We start from the raw sequence: 18,664 nt of genomic DNA on the forward strand, positions 1-18,664 counted from the left end.
GGAGTAGGTTGCGTCGCAGCCGAGAGGAGGAGGTCGTGCCGACGCAGGAGGATTTCGTCGAGCAGGCGGCGCCTTTTCGGGCCGAGCTGATCGCGCATTGCTACCGCATGCTGGGTTCGGTGCACGACGCCGAGGATCTGGTCCAGGAGACCTACCTGCGGGGCTGGCGCGGCTATCCGGCCTTCGAGGAACGCGCGGCGTTGAAGACATGGCTGTATCGGATCGCGACGACCGCCTGCCTGCGTGCGTTGGAGAGCCGCGCCCGCCGCGTGCTGCCGATGGGGGTGGGGGACGGCTCGCTGGACCCGGACGCCGATTTCGACGCGAAGGCGGCCGCACACGCCTGGCTCGAGCCCATTCCCGACGCGATGATGTTCACGGGCCCGGAGGAGGGCCTCGCCGCCAAGCAGAGCGTGCGGCTGGCCGTAATGACGGCCCTTCAGGAGCTTCCGGCGCGGCAGCGCGCGGTGCTGATTCTGCGCGACGTCGTGCAGTTCAGCGCCGCGGAGGTCGCCGAACTGCTCGAAACCACACCGGCCGCGGTGAACAGTGCGCTGCAGCGCGCCCGGGCGCACGTTGCCGAACTCTCCCCCGCCGAGGAGAGCATGTCCGAGCCCGACGATGCCGAGCGCCGCGAATTGCTCAACCGGTATTGCGCGGCATTCGAAAACGCGGACATGGCGGCGCTGACGGCACTGCTGCAAGCCGACGTCCAACTCGAAATGCCGCCTATGCCAATCTGGTTCACCGGCCGAGATGCCGTGCTGCGGTTCCTCGCCGGCCGCGCTCTGGCCGAACCCGGCGATGTCGCGATGATCCCGACGGCCGCGAATGCGCAACCCGCCGTTGCCGAATACCGGCGCGCCGCAGACGGGGAGATGCGGGCCCATTCCATCCACGTCTTGACCACCCGAGCCACCGGGGTGGTCGGCATCACCGTCTTCCTCGACCCCGGCCTGTTCAGCACGTTTGGTTTGTCGTCAACCCGGTAACCTTGTCCCGGGACGTGATTGCGCCTTGCTCGCTAACGGAGGCCCGCCTGCATCGTCATCGGCGTCGTCGCACGGTTTACCGTCCCGGCCCACGTGTGGACAGGTCCTGCACCGGCCAGGATCATTAGGCGCGGTAGACGAAGTTGAAGGGTGACGAGTGAAGATTCCCGGCGTTTCCAGCGTCGTCGCTGGTGTAGCTGGCGGAGCCGCACAGGTGGTGCGGGCCGGTGTGTCCACCGCGGCAGGGGCCGCGGGCGCGCTGCAGACGTTGGCCAGTCCGGTCACCGAACTCGCCGGCCCGGTCATCCAGTCGGTGGCGCAGACGACGGGTCGAGTGATCGGGTTGGACGGTTCGTCCAACGGCGCCCCCGCCATCATGCCGCCGGTGCGCTGGCACAGCGGGCAACGAGTGCACCTGGACTTGGATCCGTTGTTGCCATTCCCGCGTTGGCACGAGTACGCACCCGCCGTGGAAGAACCGGTGCGCCGAATCCCGGGTGTGGCCAAGGCCCACGTGGAGGGGTCGCTGGGCCGCCTGGTGGTCGAACTGTCCGACGACGCGGACAGCGGCGCCGTTCTGGAAGAGGTGCGCGCGACGGTTTCGTCGATCGCCTCCGACATCACGTGGTCGAAATCGGAGGCGGCGCCGCTCTCCGCGCCGTTCGCCGACCCGGGTAACCCGCTGGCGATCCTGGTGCCGCTCACCGCGGCGGCGATGGACGTCGTCGCGATGGGGGCCGCGGTCACCGGGTGGGTGACCCGGCTGCCCGCCGCGCCGCAGACTACCCGGGCCGCGGCCGCGCTCATCAACCATCAACCGCGCATGGTCTCGATCCTTGAGGGCCGGCTGGGGCGAGTGGGCACCGACATCGCATTGGCCGCGACGACGGCGGCCGCCCACGGCCTGACTCAATCGTTCGGCACGCCGATGCTGGACCTGACGCAACGCACCCTGCAGGTCTCCGAGGCGTCGGCGCACCGGCGTGTATGGCGCGACCGCGAGCCGCAACTGGCCTCCCCCGACCGGCCGCAGGCTCCGGTGGTCCCGGTCATCTCCTCGGCCAAGTCGGAGGTGCCCCGGCACAGCTGGGCCGCCGCGGCGGCCGGTGAGGCCTCACACGTCGTGGTCGGCGGAACGATCGACGCCGCGATGGATAAGGCCAAGGGCTCGATGGCCGGGCCGGTGGAAAGCTATGTCGATTCGGCGGCCAACGGGTCGTTGATCGCCGCCGTCAGTGCGCTGGTCGCCGGTGGTGGCACCGAAGACGCCGCCGCGGCCATCGAGGCCGGGGTACCCAGGGCCGCGCATATGGGCCGCCAGGCCTTCGCGGCGATACTGGGCCGCGGGCTCGCCAATTCCGGGCAGCTGGTCCTGGACCCGGGCGCGCTGCGCCGCCTGGACCGGGTGAAGGTGGTCGTCATCGACGGCGCCGCGCTGCGCGGCGACCATCGCGCGGTCTTGCACGTCCGCGGCGACGCCCCCGGCTGGGACGACGACCGGGTCTACGAGGTGGCCGACGCGCTGCTGCACGGCGAAGAGGCGCCCGACCCCGACCCCGACGAGTTGCCCGCGACCGGTGCACGGCTGAGATGGGTTCCGGCGCAAGGGTCTTCGGCGGCACCCGCGCAGGGCCTGGAAAGCGCCGACCTGATCGTCGACGGCGAATGCGTCGGCAGCGTCGACGTCGGCTGGGAGGTCGACCCCTACGCGATCCCGCTCTTTCAGACCGCGAACCGCACCGGTGCGCGAGTGGTGTTACGCCATGTCGCGGGGACCGAGGACCTCACCGCCAGTGTCGGCACCACGCATCCGCCCGGCACGCCGCTGCTGAACGTGGTCCGTGAGCTGCGAGCCGATCGCGGACCGGTGCTACTGATCACCGCGCTGCATCGGGACTTCGCGTCGACCGACACGCTGGCCGCACTTGCGATCGCCGATGTCAGTGTGGCGCTTGATGATCCGCGCGCCGCCACCGCATGGACCGCGGACATCATCACCGGCACCGACCTGGCCGACGCGGTGCGTATCTTGTCGGCGATCCCGGTGGCGCGGTCGGCCAGCGAATCGGCGGTGCACCTTGCGCAGGGCGGCACCACGCTCGCCGGGCTGCTGCTCGTCACCGGTGAGCAGCAGACATCCACCAGCCCGGTGAGCTTCCGGCGCTGGCTCAACCCGGTCAATGCCGCCGCGGCCACCGCCCTGCTGACGGGGACCTTCTCGGCGACCCGGGTGCTCCGGCTGCCCGACCCCACTCCGCAACCGCTGACCGCTTGGCACGCACTGGATCCCGAGATCGTGTATTCGCGACTGGCCGGAGGTGCGCGGCCGATGGCCGTCGAAACCGAGTCGTCCTGGCGGCGCCGCCTGGACGACCTGTCGTACAGCCCGGCGCTGGAACCCCTGCGCAAGCCCTTGCACAACGTGGCCCGGCTGGCATCCGCCACCCGCACCGAACTCGCCGATCCGCTGACACCCATCCTCGCCGTCGGTGCGGCGGCGTCGGCGATCGTCGGCAGCAACATCGACGCGCTGCTCGTGGCCGGCGTCATGACCGTCAACGCGATAACCGGTGGGGCACAACGGCTTCGGGCCGAGTCCGCGGCCGCCGAGCTGTTCGCCGAGCAGGACCAGCTGGTGCGCAGGGTGGTCGTACCGGCCGTCGCGACCACGCGCCGCCGGCTCGAGGCCGCCCGGCACGCGACCCGCACCGCGACGGTGTCCGCGAAGTCGCTGCGGCCCGGCGACGTGATCGATCTGGCCGCGCCCGAAGTGGTGCCCGCCGACGCCCGCCTTTTGGTCGCCGAAGACCTCGAGGTCGACGAGTCGCTGCTGACCGGGGAGTCGCTTCCGGTGGACAAGCAGGTGGACCCGGTCGCCGTCAATGACCCCGACCGCGCCAGCATGCTGTTCGAGGGCAGCACCATCGTCGCCGGACGGGCCCGGGCGATCGTCGTCGCCACCGGGGTCGGGACCGCCGCGCACCGCGCGATCTCGGCGGTGGCCACCGTCGAGACGGCGGCCGGTGTTCAGGCCCGGCTGCGCGAGCTGACCAGCAAGGTGCTGCCGCTGACACTGGCCGGAGGTGCCGCGGTGTCGACGTTGGCGTTGCTGCGCCGCGCGCCGCTGCGCCAGGCGGTGGCCGACGGCGTCGCGATCGCGGTGGCCGCGGTCCCCGAGGGCCTGCCGTTGGTGGCCACCCTCTCGCAGCTGTCGGCCGCCCAGCGGCTGACCGCGCGCGGAGCCCTGGTCCGCGTCCCGCGCACCATCGAGGCGCTGGGTCGGGTGGACACCGTCTGCTTCGACAAGACGGGCACGCTCACCGAGAACCGGCTGCGCGTCGTGTGCGCCGTACCCCACGACGTGGACCCGCACGATCCGTTCCCCGAGCTGACCGATCCGGCATCGGCGGCGCTGCTGCGGGCCGCCGGGCGGGCGTCCACGAAACCGCAGGATGGCCAGGGGCACGCGCACGCCACGGACGAGGCGATCGTCACTGCGGCGAGTTCACTGAACGGCCACAGCGATTCGGACTGGACGATGCTCGCGGAGGTGCCGTTCGAGTCCAGTCGCGGCTTCGCCGCCGCGATCGGTACCGTGGGCGACGACACCGGGACCGCCGCTGACGGCCCGCTGCTGATCATCAAGGGGGCCCCCGAGGTCATCCTGCCGCGCTGCAAGTTCGCCGATCCGGAGGCCGACCAAGAGCGGGCCGAGGCGGTGGTGCACGGCCTTGCCGAGCAGGGCCTGCGGGTGCTCGCCGTGGCGCAGCGTAATTGGAAGCACGAGACTGACGACGACGACACGGACGCCGACGCCGTGGACGCGGCGGCGAAGAACCTCGAACTGCTCGGCTACGTCGGCCTGGCCGACACCGCCCGGGCATCGGCCCGCCCGCTGATCGAAGCGCTGGTGGACGCCGGCCGCGACGTGGTGCTGATCACCGGCGACCACCCCATCACCGCGCAGGCGATCGCCCGGCAGCTGGGCCTGCCCGAGGACGCGCGAGTGGTCACCGGTGCCGAACTCGCCGGCCTCGACGAAGACGCGAGCGCCAAGCTGGCCGCCGACGTGCAGGTGTTCGCCCGGGTCAGCCCCGAGCAGAAGGTGCAGATCGTGGCCGCCCTGCAGCGCTGCGGGCGGGTGACCGCGATGGTCGGCGACGGCGCCAACGACGCCGCGGCCATCCGGATGGCCGACGTCGGTATCGGGGTGAGCGGTCGCGGTTCGTCGGCCGCCCGCGGCGCCGCCGACATCGTGTTGACCGACGAGGATCTGGGCGTCCTGATGGACGCCCTCGTCGAGGGCCGCAGCATGTGGGCCGGGGTTCGCGACGCCGTCACGATCCTGGTCGGCGGCAACGTCGGCGAGGTATTGTTCACCATCATCGGCACCGCTTTCGGCGCCGGACGGGCGCCGGTGGGGACGCGTCAGCTGCTGCTGGTCAACCTGCTCACCGACATGTTCCCCGCGCTCGCCGTCGCGGTCACGTCGCAGTACGTCGAACCCGATGAGGCCGGGTACGAATCCGCCGAGGCCGCCCAAGAGGCGCGACGCATGCACCGCCGCGCGGTGCTCACCGGACCCACGCCCTCGCTCGACGCCCCGCTGATGCGCCAGATCGTCACGCGGGGTGCCGTCACGGCCGCCGGGGCGACGACCGCCTGGGCCATCGGACGTTGGACGCCGGGCACCGAACGTCGCACGTCGACCATGGGCTTGACCGCGCTCGTGACGACGCAGTTGGCGCAGACACTGCTGACGCGCCGGCACAGCCCGCTCGTCGTGGCGACCGCCCTGGGCAGCGCCGGCGTCCTGGTCGGCATCGTGCAGACCCCGGTGATCAGTCAGTTCTTCGGGTGCACGCCGCTCGGTCCGGTCGCTTGGTCGGGGGTGTTGGGGTCGACGGCGGGCGCCACCGCGATCTCGGCGCTGGCACCCAATTGGCTGGCCAAGCAGGTCGCCGCGCTGGAGCCCGGCGAGAAGTGAGCCGTTAGCCGGACAGTTCCTTGCGCAGCACCTTGCCTGCGGGGTTGCGCGGAATGCTGTCTACGACGTTGATGTCGCGGGGCTGCTCGAAACGAGAGACCCGGCCCTTGAGGTACTCGCGCAGCTCCGGCACGTCGATGTCGCTGCCCTGCTGTGCGACCACGAACGCCGCCAATCGGTGACCGAACCGTTCGTCGGGAACACCGATGACCACGCTGTCGGCGATGGCGGGGTGCTGGGCGAGTGCGTTTTCGACCGCGCGCGGGTAGACGTTCTCGCCGCCGGAGATGATCATGTCGTCTTCGCGGCCGACGATGAAGAGCCGGCCCGCGTTGTCGAGATAGCCCATGTCTCCGGTGCTGGTCATGCCTTCGACGACGGCCTTGGCACCACCATCGGTATAACCGTCGCTTGCCAGCTCGCCGCCGACGAAGATCCGCCCGGTGACCCGCGGCCCGACCGGTTGGTCGTGCTTGTTCAAGATGCGCACCGGGCACCCGGCGACCGGCTTTCCGACGGTCTCGGGTGCCTCGCGCAGATCGGCCGGCGTCGCCAGGGCGCCGATGCCGACCTCGGTGGAGCCGTAGCCGTTGTAAAGGATGTCGCCGTAGGCGTCCATGAACCGCTGGCCCAGAGTCGGGTCGAGGCGGTCGCCGCTGGAAATCGCCACCCGCAGGTACGGCACCGGGTTTCGGGCCCGCACCTCGTCGGGCAGGTCGAGGATGCGAGCGAGCACGACCGGCACCGCGGTGAAGGCATCGGCGCGGTGTAGCGACGCCTGGGCGAGCGCGGCTTCGGCGTCGAAGTCACGACGCGTGAGCACGGTGCCGCCAAGGGCGATCGTCAGCATCAGCATGCCCAGCCCAAGCCCGTGAAACATGGGCATTGCCACCGAGATTCGCGATCCGGTGCGTAACTGGGTGCGGTCGAGGAGTGTCACCCAGACGCCCACCGCGGAGCGCATCCGCGGGCTGCGCGGCACCCCTTTGGGTTTGCCGGTGGTGCCCGAGGTCAACAGCACGATGCGGCCCGGTGCGGCCACGTCCGCCCGGCGGGCGTCCTCGTCGATCCCAACCGTCGCGGGGTCGATGGTGACGACCGATTCGTCGGCGGCCCGGACCCGCTCGGCGAATTCGTTGTCGGCGACGATCGTTGAGATCTGGTGGCTTTGCACCGCGGCCGCCAGCGCGTCGCTGCGGAATTCCGTACTGATGAGGACGACGTCGGCGCCGAGCAGAGCGGCGGCGAAAACGCCCGCCACGAAACCGCGTCCGTTGCGGCACATGACCCCGACCGCCTGCCCGGCCGCGACACCCTCACCGGACAACCGCCGCGCCAGCGACTCGGTCGCCAGTTGCAGCTGGCGATAGCTCAGGGCCCCGTCGTCGTCGACGATCGCCGTTCGGTCGGGCCAGCGGGCCGTCGTGACCGCCAACAGCGTGTAGGGATTCGTGCCGCCCCGGCGTGCCTCGTGAAGCAGCCGGAAAGCCGCAAGCGGCGCCGGCGGATTGAGCAGACCGGAGTGCATCAGGGCCCGGACGGCGGTGGTGACCACGCGGTCATTCGTCATGGTCGGCCTCATCGTTGTCGGGCTCGGTGAAGAAGCGGCGATACCACAGCCTGGCCGCGTAGTCGGCCGGGCCGGCCAGGAGCACCGAGGCCAACTCGGCCGGCAGCACCCAGGGCGGTTCGATGGTACGGGGCCGCTCGATGATCGCTTTGGCGATCGCGTCGGCGGCCTCGTCCGGCGACATGCCGGGCAGGCGGCCCAGCAGCGGAGTGGGCGCGATCATCCTGGTGCGGACCAGCGCGAAGTAGACCGTGGTGACATCGACACCGTCGGTGTGCAGTTCCGGGGCCACGCTGCGCAACCAGCGGTCGAACGCGCCCTTTGACGCCTGGTAGACGCCCCATTGCGGACCCGGCGCGACCCGCACGGCAACGCTGGACACGTTCACGATGTGCCCGCTGCCGTTGCTACGCATGGCCGGCAGCAGGCCAAGAAGCAGCCGGACAGGCCCCAGATAGTTGATATCGATGGTGCGCTGGAAGTCGTGCGGTCGGTCGTACTGGTCGTGCAGCGAGCGGCGCAACGACTTGCCGGCGTTGCTGACCACGATGTCGAGCGGGCCGTGCTCCTCGGTGATCCGCTTGGTCAGGGTGGTCACGGCCGATTCGTCGGTGAGGTCGGTCGGGTAGGCGACCGCGTGACCGCCGCCGGCGTTGATCGATGCCGTCAGGTCGGACAGCCTGTCCTCGGATCGGGCGACCACCAGCACGGTGGCCCCCGCGGCGGCCAGGCTACGCGCAGTCGCCTCGCCGATGCCGTAGGAGGCGCCGGTCACCAAGGCGGCCTTGCCGGAGACGGCGTCGCGCAACTTGCCGGGATCCGACACCCGCGCCGGGTTGGCGACGTGGTCCGTGATCGTGTTCAGGGCTTGCGTTATCGCGTTCACTTCGCTGCCCCATTCATTCGAGCCGCTCGCCGAGGTCGGCCGTTGCTTCACCGTGCCCCGACTCGTAACTACTAGAAGCACACCACATTGCGCCGCGGGCCCGCGCTCCGCCCCGGCCGTAACGACCCCCAGGGACAACCTCGATGATTGCCGGGACACACGCAGCGAGCGCCCGCGCCGGATGAGCGCCGCGCACAACCAATCTCAGCCCGTCCGCATCAGCGGCGGTTCTTTTATGAGAACACAGTAATTTCGGTGTTTCCCGTGTTTAAGGGGCGTGTCGGCTGGGCACAATGGCGGCATGATCGCACGTCACGTCATTCGTTCCCTTGGTCCCGCAGTAGTTATCGCAGCCTCGGGCGTGGCCTTCTCAGCCATGTCCACTTCCGTTATTCCCTCCGCCTCGGCTCAGTGTCCGGACGTGCAAGTGGTGTTCGCCCGCGGCACCGGTGAAGCACCGGGTGTAGGCCCCACCGGTCAGGCCTTCGTCGACTCGTTGCGCCAACGCGTGGGCTCACGGTCGTTCGACGTCTATCCGGTCAACTACCCCGCCACCGACCAGTGGGACACCGGCATCGACGGCGTCAGAGACGCGGGCGCCCACGTGGTTTCGATGGCCCGCGACTGCCCCAACACCAAGATGGTGCTCGGCGGCTACTCCCAGGGCGCGGCCGTGATGGGCTTTGTCACCTCGGCCGCCGTACCCGACGGCATCGACCCCAACACCGTCCCCAAACCCTTGGACCCCTCGGTGGCCAGCCATGTCTCCTCGGTCGTGCTGTTCGGCATGCCCAACGTGCGGGCCATGAACTTCCTCGGGGAGCCGCCGGTCGTCATCGGACCCAACTTCCAGGACAAGACCGTCAAGGTCTGCGCCACCGAAGACCCGGTCTGCTCCGACGGGATGAACTTCGCCGCCCACGACACCTACGCCGACGACGGCGCCATGATCGACAAGGGTGTCGCCTTCGCCTCCAGCCACCTGGGCATGGGCGGCCCCGGCGCGACGTCGGTCGCGTCGCCACACGGGGGCTTCGGAGAGTAACCGGCTCGCGGGGGTTGTGTTGCCCGACGCCCGATGTCGGGCAGCCCTACTCCCCGATGAAGCCTTTGTTGCGCATCAGGGCGTCCGCCAGGAATCCGTCGTGCGGAATCTCCGGCGCGTGCCACCACGTCGGATGATGCCCGCAGTAGACATTGGCGACGGTCGGTTCGGCGACCAGATCGTCGATCAGCGTCGCGTCGCCGGTGATCGCGGTGACGACCAGCGAATGCCGCAACGGCTCTAACCCGGTACCGCGCGTGAAGGGCGCTACCCACACACACGGGAAGGGCAACTCGAGGTTGAGTTTGTCCACGTCGGCTTCGGCCATCAGGTGTACGGCGGGACGCAGCGCGGCGTATCCGTCACCGAGGTCGGCCACCACCTGATCGGCGCCGAGCAGCGGGGTTGACCCGGCGGCCTTGGCCGCCAGGAAGTTCGCCAGGACCCGCGCCTTGTCGATGGGCTGGGTGGGCAGCACCGCCCGCTCGTCATCGGTGGGCAGCGGCTCGATAGCCGCCAACCGTTCGGCGATCGCCCGGGCCAACGGTGCGGGATCGCCCTCGTAGAGCACCGCGGTGGTGTTGACGCACGCCATGCCGCCGTGATCGGCGATCGACTCGACGACGACGTCGAGATAGTCATGCCAGTCACGGTCGGCGGTGATCACGATCTTGGTGCGACCCGGCCCGTTGACGATCACCGTTGGATCGTCGGCGTACTTGTCGACCACTTCCTGGCCCCCGTACACCATCGCGAGGTCGGCGGACCGGATGATTTCGTCCGCCCCGGCATGGTCGGTGGGTAGATAGGCGGCGTCCTCGGCGCGAAAGCCGGCCTGCCGCAGCGCGCACACCAGCCGATGCGCGGTCAGCGGCTCGCGCCGCGACGGGCGCACCGCGACCCGGTAGCCCAGCGCGAGCGCCTGGGGCCAGAGCCCGTGGACGCCGGGGCCGTTTCCGGCAGCGTGTACGGCGAACACCTCCCCGCGCCGCACCCACAGCGCACCGCCCGCGCGGATGCGCTCCTCGCGCCAGTCCAGCGTCGCCCCCACCGGCCGAGCCGGCCGGACCGCGTCGAACGCGACGGCGACCGCGTCGGCCACCCCGCGCGCCCCCGCGCGCGTGATCGCGATCGGCATGCCCGCAATCCGGCCGGCCAATCCGGCGTAGGCCTCGAAATCCAGTCCGGCGATCACGCCGTTCACGAAGATCTCGGCGGCCCGGGACAGCGCGGCCGCGCGCTGGGCAAGCGGCAGCGGCGCGGCCTTGCGCTGCGCGCCCAGCGTGCGCGAAACGTACAGCGGCGGAACAATGCTCAACTCCGCGACCGCCACACCGCCGGTGGTCGCGATGACCTCGCGCTTGCGGGTCCGGTATTCACCGTCCGCGCCCAGCGCGTCCAGGGTTACCAAACCTGTTGCAGGGAAATGGTTTTCACGCCCCACGTTCAGTACACGCCCTCGATGACGGGCTCGCCCTCAAAAGTGGTCACCGGCCGCACCTCGCTGACCGAATCGCTGAGTTCGCCCGCCGGTCCGGGCATCCTGATCGCCAGGTCGCGCTCCAGGTTGTTCGGTATGAACATCCCCTTGCTGAGGTGGTTCATCACCACTTGACCCGGCTGCCCGTACGGCACCCGTTCGCCCGTGTCGGGATCGACCACCCAGAACACCACGTACGGGGTGCGCGGGTCGAAGACGAATGCGTCGCCGTCGACGGTTCGGGTGACCGCCTGCGACAACACCATGGTGCTGCCGAACGCCATGGTGATCGTCGTCGCCGGAAAGATGCCGCGCAGCAGGTCAAAGGTGTCGGCGTCCACGTGCGCGCCGCTGAGCAGTAAATAGCGGATCTTGTCGTTGACCAGGTCGACCACTCGGTCGTTGCGGGCGATCGCCTCCAGCAGCGGCGGGGTGGTGTGCAGGTTCGCGACATTCTGCGTCTGCAGCACGTGGACGGCCTGCTCGACGACGTGGTCGACGTAGGCCGCCACTTCGGCGGCCGCCGCGCGGGCGGCGATCTTTTTGACCCAGCGGGGATCGATGTCGATCGCGTGAAAAACCGCGCCCAGCCGCTGTGACACCAGCCGGGAGAAGTAGCCGACGCCGTGCGGCCCGCTGGGCATCAGGCACAGGAAGCCTCGGTCTTGGGCAAAGCCGCCGGCGGCGAAGTCCTCAGTTTGCCAGTCGATGACCTGCGCGACCCAATCCGGCATCTGCACAGTGCGTTTCGGGGCGCCGGTGGTGCCGCCGGACTCGAAGATCAGGGGCAGCGGCGGCGATCCCGGCGAGGCGTAACCCCGCGGAATGAGGTCCTCCACTGGAACACTGCGCAATTCGTTGACCAGGTTGGGAAACAACCGCAGATCGGCAAAGGTGTTGACGTCGGTCAACGGGTTGAAGTCCAACCCGCGGGCGGTCCGCAGCCAGAACGGCGAGCCGGTGTCGTCGCCGAAGTGCCAGGCGATCACCGCGCGCAAGTAGGTCTCGGCATCCTCGACCGGTGCCGATCGCGGAACGTCCAACAACGTGAAATCGACTTCGGCCATGACCTCGATCCTGTCCCATCGCGGACCGGTACACCAAGGACATCGCGCGTGTGCGCAGGTCGCCATCGCGCTTTATCGCCTTATTTCACAGGGAGTTTCATCTGCGTGCACGCGGCGTTCAGCGCCGAGCCGGTTCGCGCGAGTAACCGGGCAAGCTGAACCAGGCGTGGCCTAACTGCCGAGCATGGCGGTGATCGCCTCGTTGAAACGGGGATAGATGTCGTCGTAGGTGCCGTCGCGCTCGGCGAAGCGGAACATCTTGACGCGCTCCACCACGATCTCCTTGGCCTGCGGCTGCGTCTGCAGGAGCGTCATCGTCTCGGTGATGTAATCCTCCAGCGGCATCGCCCGCGGGTCGAATCCCCGCTCCCCCTGCAGCGCGGTCCGCACGTGCGGCGGAATGATCTCGATCACCTGCACCGAGGTGTCGCGCAGCTGGAACCGCAGCGATTCGGTGTAGGAGTGCAGCGCCGCCTTGGCGGCGCAGTAGGTCGGGGTGAGCGCGCTGGGCATGAAGGCCAGTCCGGATGTCACGTTGAGGATCGTGGCGTGCGGCTTGCGCAACAGCGCCGGCAACAGGGCCGAGGTCAGCCGGATGGGACCCAGCAGATTGATGGCGATGCTCTGTTCGGCCAACCCGACGTTGCCGCCGGTGAGGTCCTCGACCCGCTGAATGCCGGCGTTGTTGACCAGCACATTGAGGTTTGGGTACTGGTCGGTCAGCTTGGTGGCGAACCGCCGGATGTCGGCGGGGTCACCCTGATCAAGCGAATAAGTTTGCACGCCCGGGTTGGCCTCGGCCACGGCCCGAAGGTGGTCGCTGCGCCGGGCTGCGATGATCACCTGATTGCCCAGCCGGTGAAACGATTCGGCCAGGCCGCGGCCGATGCCGCTGCCACCACCGGTCACCAGAACGGTATTGCCCGTCATCTGCATCGCGGTTCTCCTTCGGGTCGCCCTGCCATCGGCTCGCTGGGCCGACCTACTTGGCCGACCTAGCGGAATGCCCCAATGCGGAGCCGGTTAACCACGATGCCTCATACGTTGGCGTGGTGTCACGAGTGACACCACGACGACGAGGAGCCGCGCTACTGATTACCCGGCCGGCCGGTTGTGCAGCGGGCGCGGGTCGACGCCCGCGCGGCTCCACGCGTCGGCCGCCCAGCTCGTGTAGAGCACCCGGATCGGAAGCCGGTTGAAAAGCGGGTTGAGCGCGCGGATAGCCGAGGCGATGCGCTGAAAACGCTTCTCCTTCTTAGCATCCCACGGCAGCTGGCACACCTCGCGCATCTGCGGCGGCAGGGTTCCCACCACGACCAGCCGGGTGTAGGCATTCAACGGCGCCGACAGGACCTTCCAGACCGGCTTGGGGATCCGGCGTGGCCCCGGTATGCCCTTGCGGATGTAGCCGGTGCCGTACAGCACGGTCTTGTGCGGGACGAACCGGTCGAGCATCTCGTCCCAGTAGGCCAGGAAGTCGTCGTAGGTCTGCGGTTGTCCCCGATCGCTGACGCCATACAGGCTGTACCAGAGCTTGCCCTCGTTGAAGATCTGTTCCTTCTCGGCACGGGACAGGCGGCGGATGAACGTGTCGGTGTTGTAGATGACCTGATCGACGAAGCTGGCGTGCGCCCAGTAGAACAGCTCCGGATTCAGCGCGTGATATCTCGACCCATCGCTGACGGTGCCCTTGATCGTCTTGTGGAAGTCCCGCACCTTGCGGCCCCATTCATGGGGTTGGTCGGAGTAGACGGTGTTCATCAGGGGCGGCGCGGTCCGCTTGGCCCGGCCCAGCGTGTCGCTGAAGATGACGGAGTGGTCCAGCACGCCTTGCGCGAGTTGCTCGATGCAGTTCTCCACCCCGGCGGTGCGCTGGAACCCGAAGAGCTGAGTCCGGTTGTCTCCGTAGAACTTCCAGATCAACGAGTCCGGTCCCAGCCGCGGGGACGCGTCGGCGATCTCGTCGTCGATGGGCATGGGCATCGCTTCGCGGACGCCGGTGTCGAACCGCGACCCCGCGGTCACCGCGTCGTTCTGGGCGGTCATGCCCACCTCCTTGTCGCATTGGCGCCGCGCGTCACGGCATCCCCGACCACGCATTGTGAACCAATGACACAAAGCCGTATCTTTGTTTCAAAGCCTAGCAAGGGCTCGATGCCGGGCAGTCCGGGGCCCGGAAAAATCGGTGATGAACCATGCCGAGGAGTTGATACGATGCCGCGAATCATGCAGTCCGAACCGGGTTCTGCCGTTGCCGAGGCGCTCACCGGTCTCGATCGCACCATCTTGGACACCGCGCGCAGCGTGTTCGAAACCTATGGCGTGCGTCGCGCCAATATCGACGACATTGCCGCGCGGGCGGGGGTCAGCCGCAGCACCATCTACCGTCGTTTCCCGACCAAAGAGAACCTGTTCGCACAGGTGGTGCGGCGCGAGGCCGGCCTGTTCTTCATCACCCTGGACCAAGCGACACGGGGCTGCGATCCGCAACAGGCGGTGGTCGAGGCCTTCGCACTCGGGGTTCGCCTGGTTCAAGACTCACCGCTGTATTCGCGGATCGCCGACAGCGAACCCGAACTGTTCGGCCTGTTCTCCCGCTCGCACGCATTCCCAATTCGCCAGTTCGCCGACGGGATCGCCTACACCCTGCGGCGTTGCGGCGCCGACGCGGCCGACTCCGATCTGAACAACATCGCCGACATCCTGCTTCGCGTCGCGTTGGGCATCATCGTCTTTCCCACCGACCGGCTCGACACCTCGGACCCGGCCGCGGTTCGCGAGTACGCCGCCCGCTATCTGGTCCCGATCATCAGCGTGGCCGCCAACGCACCTCGATTGTCGGCACCCTGAACTAGCCTTGAATCCGTGGCTGGGAGTTCTGCGGCTCCGCGGACCCGGTACGCCAGTTGCGGCGAGATCGACATCGCCTATCAGGTCTTTGGCGATGGCCCGATCGACCTGCTCATGCTGCCGGGCCCGTTGATCCCGATCGACTGCGTCGACCTCGAGCCGTCGATGTACCGCTTCCATCGCCGACTCGCGTCGTTCTGCCGGGTGATCCGGTTCGACCAGCGCGGCATCGGCCTGTCGTCGCGGGTTCCCTCGTTGGACATGCTCGGCCCGGAATCGTGGGCCAACGATGCGCTCGCGGTCATGGACGCGGTGGGATGCGAGCGGGCAACCATCTTCGCCCCGGGGTTCACCACGCTGGCCGCGATCGTTCTCGCGGCCGACCATGCCGACCGGGTGAGCAGCCTGGTCATCGCCAACGGCGCGGCACGCACGCTGCGTGGCCCCGATTACCCCATCGGCGCCGAGCTCGAGGCCGCCGATCAATTCACCACGGTCGGGATGGAGCCCGACGCCGTCGAGCAGGGTTTCGACATGCTCGGCATCATCGCGCCCTCCGTCGCGGACGACGAGGCGTTCCGCTCGTGGTGGGACATGGCCGGTAACCGGGCCGCGTCGCCCAGCATGGCCCGCGCCTTCATCAACAAGATCAGGGAGGGCGACGTCCGCGACAGGCTGCCCCGGGTCGCCGTGCCGACGCTGATCCTGCATCGCGACAACCAGGACTTCAGCCCCGTCGAGCACGCGCACTATCTCGCCGGGCACATCGCCGGTTCGCGCCTCGTCGAGTGCCCGGGCGAGGATGCCCTGTACTGGGTGGGCGACACCGCGCCCATGCTCGACGAGATCGAGGAGTTCATCACCGGGGTTCGCGGCGGCTCCGACGCCGAACGGTTGCTCACCACCATCGTCTTCACCGACATCGTCGGCTCCACCGAGCGCGCCGCGATCCTGGGTGACCATCGTTGGCGCGACCTACTGGACAACCACGACCGGATCGTGCGCCACGAACTGCAGCGCTTCAGTGGCCGCGAAGTCAACACGGCCGGAGACGGATTCGTCGCGACGTTCAGCAGCCCGAGCGCGGCGATCGCCTGCGCCGACGCCCTCGTGGACGCCGTTCGCGTGCTGGGCATCGAGGTGCGGGTCGGCATCCACGCCGGCGAAGTCGAGGTGCGCGGCGCAGACGTGGCGGGTATGGCCGTGCACATCGGCGCGCGGGTGGCCGCACTCGCAGCACCCGGCGAGGTGCTGGTGTCCTCCACGCTGCGCGACATCGTCACCGGGTCGCGGCACAGGTTCGGTGACCACGGCGAGACGGCGCTCAAGGGGGTACCAGGTTACTGGCGCCTGTACGCCCTGGTCCGCGAGCACGCCGCCGTCCGGCGGTAACCATGCGGCAAATCGCAGCGGTCGAAGCGTCGGCGTAGGCTGCGAAGAGGGACTTACCGGAGCCGAGCTTCGCGGCTTTCCATTCGATTTATGGTGCCCAGCTTGACTTTTGATCGAAGGAGTACGCATGACCGACGTGCACATCTCGCTGCCTCCCGCGCTCCGGCGAGCGCTGGATCTGCTCATCGATCCGCCGGCCGATCCCGACGTGAGCAAGGGTTACCTCGACCTGCTCGGCGCCGCCCCGGCCGGGGGCGGCGACGTCGAGAAGAACACCGGCCCGATCCAGGCGGCCTGGGCGTCAGCGATCGGGTCGATGCTCTACGACAATGCCCAGGCACTGTCTCGTCGCTGGATCAGCGCATGGCAACTGCCGCTGGAGTGGTTGGCGGTCCCGCAGGGTGGTATCGCGCTGGACGTCGGCTCGGGTCCGGGCAACATCACCGCGTCGCTGGCGCGCGCCGCCGGTCCCGAGGGGCTGGCCCTCGGTGTCGATATCTCCGAGCCGATGCTTGCCCGGGCCGTCCGCAATGAAGCCGGCCCGCAGGTCGGCTTCATCAAGGCCGATGCGCAACGACTTCCACTGCGCGACAACACGATCGACGTGGCGATTTCGACGGCCGTGCTGCAGTTGGTTCCGGACCCATCCGCGGCCCTTGCCGAGATCGCCCGCGTGCTGCGGCCCGGCGGCAGGCTGGCCGTCATGGTTCCGACCGCCGGGCGCCTGGCCCGGTATTGGCAACGGCTGCCGAACGTCGGGGCGCACGCGTTCGACGACGACGAAATCGGCGATGTGTTGGAAGACAACGGCTTTGCCAGCGTGCGCGTCAAGAACTTCGGCACCTTCCAGTGGGTTCGCGGTAAGAAAGGCTGACCCGTCCGGCGTTTCCGGCGACCGGATGCCGGGCCTTATTCCGGCGATTGCGCCAGCATCGCGAGCCGATCCATCGACTCGCGCAGCATGTCCGCCGTCGTCGCACGCGCGCGCTCGAGGCGGGTGGCGTCGTTCAGCGCCGTCCAGTCGTAGGTGTGGGTCACCGTGGTGAGTTCGGCGTTGACCGGGCTGAGCTCCCAACGCCACAGGTGGCCCGGCGGCTGCTTGTTGGGTTCGGCTGGGCGCCAAGCGATTTTACTGCCCTCGACGAACTCGGTGACGTGATTCTCCCGCACCGCACCATTGGTCAGCGTCGTCTTGAATACGTCACCCACTCGATGGACCCGTTGCCCGGGAGCGGACGATGCCAGGTTGTTGTTGCCGTCCCAGCTGGGCTGGCGGGACGGGTCGGCGATCAGCTCGAAAATCCGGGCGGCATTGGCTGACATCACGCGGGTGGCGCTGACGACGCGTTCAGCTTCCGTATCGGGCATGCCGCTATCCAAGCACGTCGGGCGGCTTGGTCCGTTGGTGACTTTGGGCCGAGCCGCTGAGGACTTTTGGCCATCGCAGCACCGACGGTCGGGATGCGACGGTAATGGGTGCCGGGGCAACTCCGGTGGTCTGCTCGAAGTGCAGTAAGCCCATTTTTGGGCGAGGCCAACCGCAAGGGCCTGCTTGACCCACCGTCGTAAGACGGGGATCTGCCTTCGGGCAGACCTTCATGTGTCCAGGCGGTTCACCCCATCCGGGGCAGCGTCTCGACCGGGCCGGACAGGGCCGCCTTGACGTAGCGGGTGTCGTCGTCGGCCAGCACCTCGGTGTCGTCCGCCTCGATGCCGTCCACGATCGCGCGCGCCACCTGGCGCGGGTCGTTCTTGGGTGCGTCGAAGCCGGAGGTCATGTCGGTGTCGGTGAAGCTGAGGTGCGCGGCAACGACCAGGGTGCCTTGCTTCTCGAGCTCGATACGCAGCGAATTGGTTGTCGACCACAGCGCCGCCTTGGAGTCGCCATACCCGCCGGATCCGGGCATCCAGGACAAGATCGAGGCGATGTCGACCAGGGCGCCACCACCGTTGCCGGCCAGGATCGGCGCGAACGCCTTAGCGACCCGGAGCGCGCCGAAGTAGTTCGTCTCGAACACGGCGCGTACTTCCTCGATGTCGCTGTCGAGCAGCTTGCGCGCGCCGAGTACGCCCGCGTTGTTGATGACGATGTCGGCGTCCGGAGCCGAAACAGCCAGGGCCGCCACCGACTCGGGCTTGGTAACGTCCAATTCGACGCTGACTACCCGGGGATCCTGACTGGGCTTTGGCGCCCGCGCAGTCGCGTAAACCTTGGCTGCGCCCCGTTCCAGCAACTCCGCCACGATGGCCTTGCCGAGACCGCGCTGCCCGCCGGTGACCACCACCGTCGACCCCTTGACGTTGACCATGACTCCCGCTCCTTCGACTTAGGCAAATCTATTTTGTTTGCGTCACGCTAGTTGACCATTGCGACATAGTCAATTAGTCTTTGCCT

At 68.6% G+C, this 18,664-nt stretch carries 14 protein-coding genes; 6 read left to right on the top strand and 8 right to left on the bottom strand.

Annotation, left to right across the window (positions count from 1 at the left end; all coding sequences use genetic code 11):
- Positions 1-35 precede the first annotated feature (35 nt).
- Together G6N50_RS19040 and G6N50_RS19045 are read left to right on the top strand one after the other, a co-directional pair.
- Positions 36-992 (top strand): sigma-70 family RNA polymerase sigma factor, encoded by a 957-nt coding sequence (locus tag G6N50_RS19040; protein WP_083094688.1) that lies wholly within the window; start codon positions 36-38, stop codon positions 990-992.
- Between the two features lie 157 nt (positions 993-1,149).
- The gene (locus G6N50_RS19045; protein WP_083094689.1) at positions 1,150-5,979 is read left to right on the top strand and encodes a cation-translocating P-type ATPase; all 4,830 of its coding nucleotides are present in this window, start codon (positions 1,150-1,152) and stop codon (positions 5,977-5,979) included.
- A 4-nt stretch (positions 5,980-5,983) separates the two neighbouring features.
- Here G6N50_RS19045 and G6N50_RS19050 read toward each other — a convergent pair whose 3' ends face one another.
- Positions 5,984-7,549, bottom strand: a complete 1,566-nt coding sequence (locus G6N50_RS19050) for an AMP-binding protein (RefSeq protein ID WP_083094768.1) — start codon at positions 7,547-7,549, stop codon at positions 5,984-5,986.
- On the bottom strand, positions 7,539-8,435 hold the full coding sequence (locus tag G6N50_RS19055) for an SDR family NAD(P)-dependent oxidoreductase (RefSeq protein ID WP_083094767.1): 897 nt from the start codon (positions 8,433-8,435) through the stop codon (positions 7,539-7,541). Before G6N50_RS19055 ends, G6N50_RS19050 begins: the two co-directional genes overlap by 11 nt.
- A gap of 301 nt (positions 8,436-8,736) precedes the next feature.
- Between G6N50_RS19055 and G6N50_RS19060 the strand changes: the two genes are divergently transcribed.
- A complete protein-coding gene (locus G6N50_RS19060; protein ID WP_083094690.1) occupies positions 8,737-9,480 on the top strand; it encodes a cutinase family protein in 744 nt (247 codons plus the stop codon).
- A 46-nt stretch (positions 9,481-9,526) separates the two neighbouring features.
- Here G6N50_RS19060 and G6N50_RS19065 read toward each other — a convergent pair whose 3' ends face one another.
- From G6N50_RS19065 to G6N50_RS19080, 4 genes are all read right to left on the bottom strand, one after another.
- Positions 9,527-10,891, bottom strand: coding sequence for an aldehyde dehydrogenase family protein (locus G6N50_RS19065; protein WP_083094691.1), 1,365 nt, complete (start codon positions 10,889-10,891; stop codon positions 9,527-9,529).
- 35 nt (positions 10,892-10,926) lie between these two features.
- On the bottom strand, positions 10,927-12,027 hold the full coding sequence (locus tag G6N50_RS19070) for an AMP-binding protein (protein ID WP_083094692.1): 1,101 nt from the start codon (positions 12,025-12,027) through the stop codon (positions 10,927-10,929).
- A 171-nt stretch (positions 12,028-12,198) separates the two neighbouring features.
- Positions 12,199-12,963 carry an SDR family oxidoreductase gene (locus G6N50_RS19075; RefSeq protein ID WP_083094693.1) on the bottom strand — a complete coding sequence of 255 codons (765 nt, stop codon included), beginning with the start codon at positions 12,961-12,963 and terminating at the stop codon, positions 12,199-12,201.
- Positions 12,964-13,122: 159 nt separating this feature from the next.
- Positions 13,123-14,073 carry an oxygenase MpaB family protein gene (locus G6N50_RS19080; protein ID WP_083094769.1) on the bottom strand — a complete coding sequence of 317 codons (951 nt, stop codon included), beginning with the start codon at positions 14,071-14,073 and terminating at the stop codon, positions 13,123-13,125.
- 180 nt (positions 14,074-14,253) lie between these two features.
- Between G6N50_RS19080 and G6N50_RS19085 the strand changes: the two genes are divergently transcribed.
- The 3 genes from G6N50_RS19085 to G6N50_RS19095 all read left to right on the top strand — a co-directional run bounded on the left by G6N50_RS19085 (position 14,254) and on the right by G6N50_RS19095 (position 17,143).
- Positions 14,254-14,877 (top strand): TetR/AcrR family transcriptional regulator, encoded by a 624-nt coding sequence (locus G6N50_RS19085; protein ID WP_083094770.1) that lies wholly within the window; start codon positions 14,254-14,256, stop codon positions 14,875-14,877.
- A gap of 15 nt (positions 14,878-14,892) precedes the next feature.
- Positions 14,893-16,269 carry an adenylate/guanylate cyclase domain-containing protein gene (locus tag G6N50_RS19090; RefSeq protein ID WP_083094694.1) on the top strand — a complete coding sequence of 459 codons (1,377 nt, stop codon included), beginning with the start codon at positions 14,893-14,895 and terminating at the stop codon, positions 16,267-16,269.
- A gap of 127 nt (positions 16,270-16,396) precedes the next feature.
- Positions 16,397-17,143 (top strand): methyltransferase domain-containing protein, encoded by a 747-nt coding sequence (locus G6N50_RS19095; protein ID WP_083094695.1) that lies wholly within the window; start codon positions 16,397-16,399, stop codon positions 17,141-17,143.
- Between the two features lie 35 nt (positions 17,144-17,178).
- Here the strand turns inward: G6N50_RS19095 and G6N50_RS19100 are convergent, their stop codons facing one another.
- Positions 17,179-17,637, bottom strand: coding sequence for an SRPBCC family protein (locus tag G6N50_RS19100; RefSeq protein ID WP_083094696.1), 459 nt, complete (start codon positions 17,635-17,637; stop codon positions 17,179-17,181).
- Between the two features lie 245 nt (positions 17,638-17,882).
- Positions 17,883-18,578, bottom strand: coding sequence for an SDR family oxidoreductase (locus tag G6N50_RS19105; protein WP_083094697.1), 696 nt, complete (start codon positions 18,576-18,578; stop codon positions 17,883-17,885).
- Between the last annotated feature and the right edge of the window lie 86 nt (positions 18,579-18,664).

This window comes from Mycobacterium mantenii (genome assembly GCF_010731775.1).
GTDB lineage: Bacteria > Actinomycetota > Actinomycetes > Mycobacteriales > Mycobacteriaceae > Mycobacterium > Mycobacterium mantenii.

Excerpts from the sequence above, each read along its gene's own strand:
- G6N50_RS19050 (WP_083094768.1), bottom strand. The coding sequence starts at position 7,549 with ATGACGAATGACCGCGTGGTCACCACCGCCGTCCGGGCCCTGATGCAC.
- G6N50_RS19060 (WP_083094690.1), top strand. The coding sequence starts at position 8,737 with ATGATCGCACGTCACGTCATTCGTTCCCTTGGTCCCGCAGTAGTTATC.
- G6N50_RS19070 (WP_083094692.1), bottom strand. The coding sequence starts at position 12,027 with ATGGCCGAAGTCGATTTCACGTTGTTGGACGTTCCGCGATCGGCACCG.
- G6N50_RS19075 (WP_083094693.1), bottom strand. The coding sequence starts at position 12,963 with ATGCAGATGACGGGCAATACCGTTCTGGTGACCGGTGGTGGCAGCGGC.
- G6N50_RS19080 (WP_083094769.1), bottom strand. The coding sequence starts at position 14,073 with ATGACCGCCCAGAACGACGCGGTGACCGCGGGGTCGCGGTTCGACACC.
- G6N50_RS19085 (WP_083094770.1), top strand. The coding sequence starts at position 14,254 with ATGCAGTCCGAACCGGGTTCTGCCGTTGCCGAGGCGCTCACCGGTCTC.
- G6N50_RS19095 (WP_083094695.1), top strand. The coding sequence starts at position 16,397 with ATGACCGACGTGCACATCTCGCTGCCTCCCGCGCTCCGGCGAGCGCTG.
- G6N50_RS19100 (WP_083094696.1), bottom strand. The coding sequence starts at position 17,637 with ATGCCCGATACGGAAGCTGAACGCGTCGTCAGCGCCACCCGCGTGATG.
- G6N50_RS19105 (WP_083094697.1), bottom strand. The coding sequence starts at position 18,578 with ATGGTCAACGTCAAGGGGTCGACGGTGGTGGTCACCGGCGGGCAGCGC.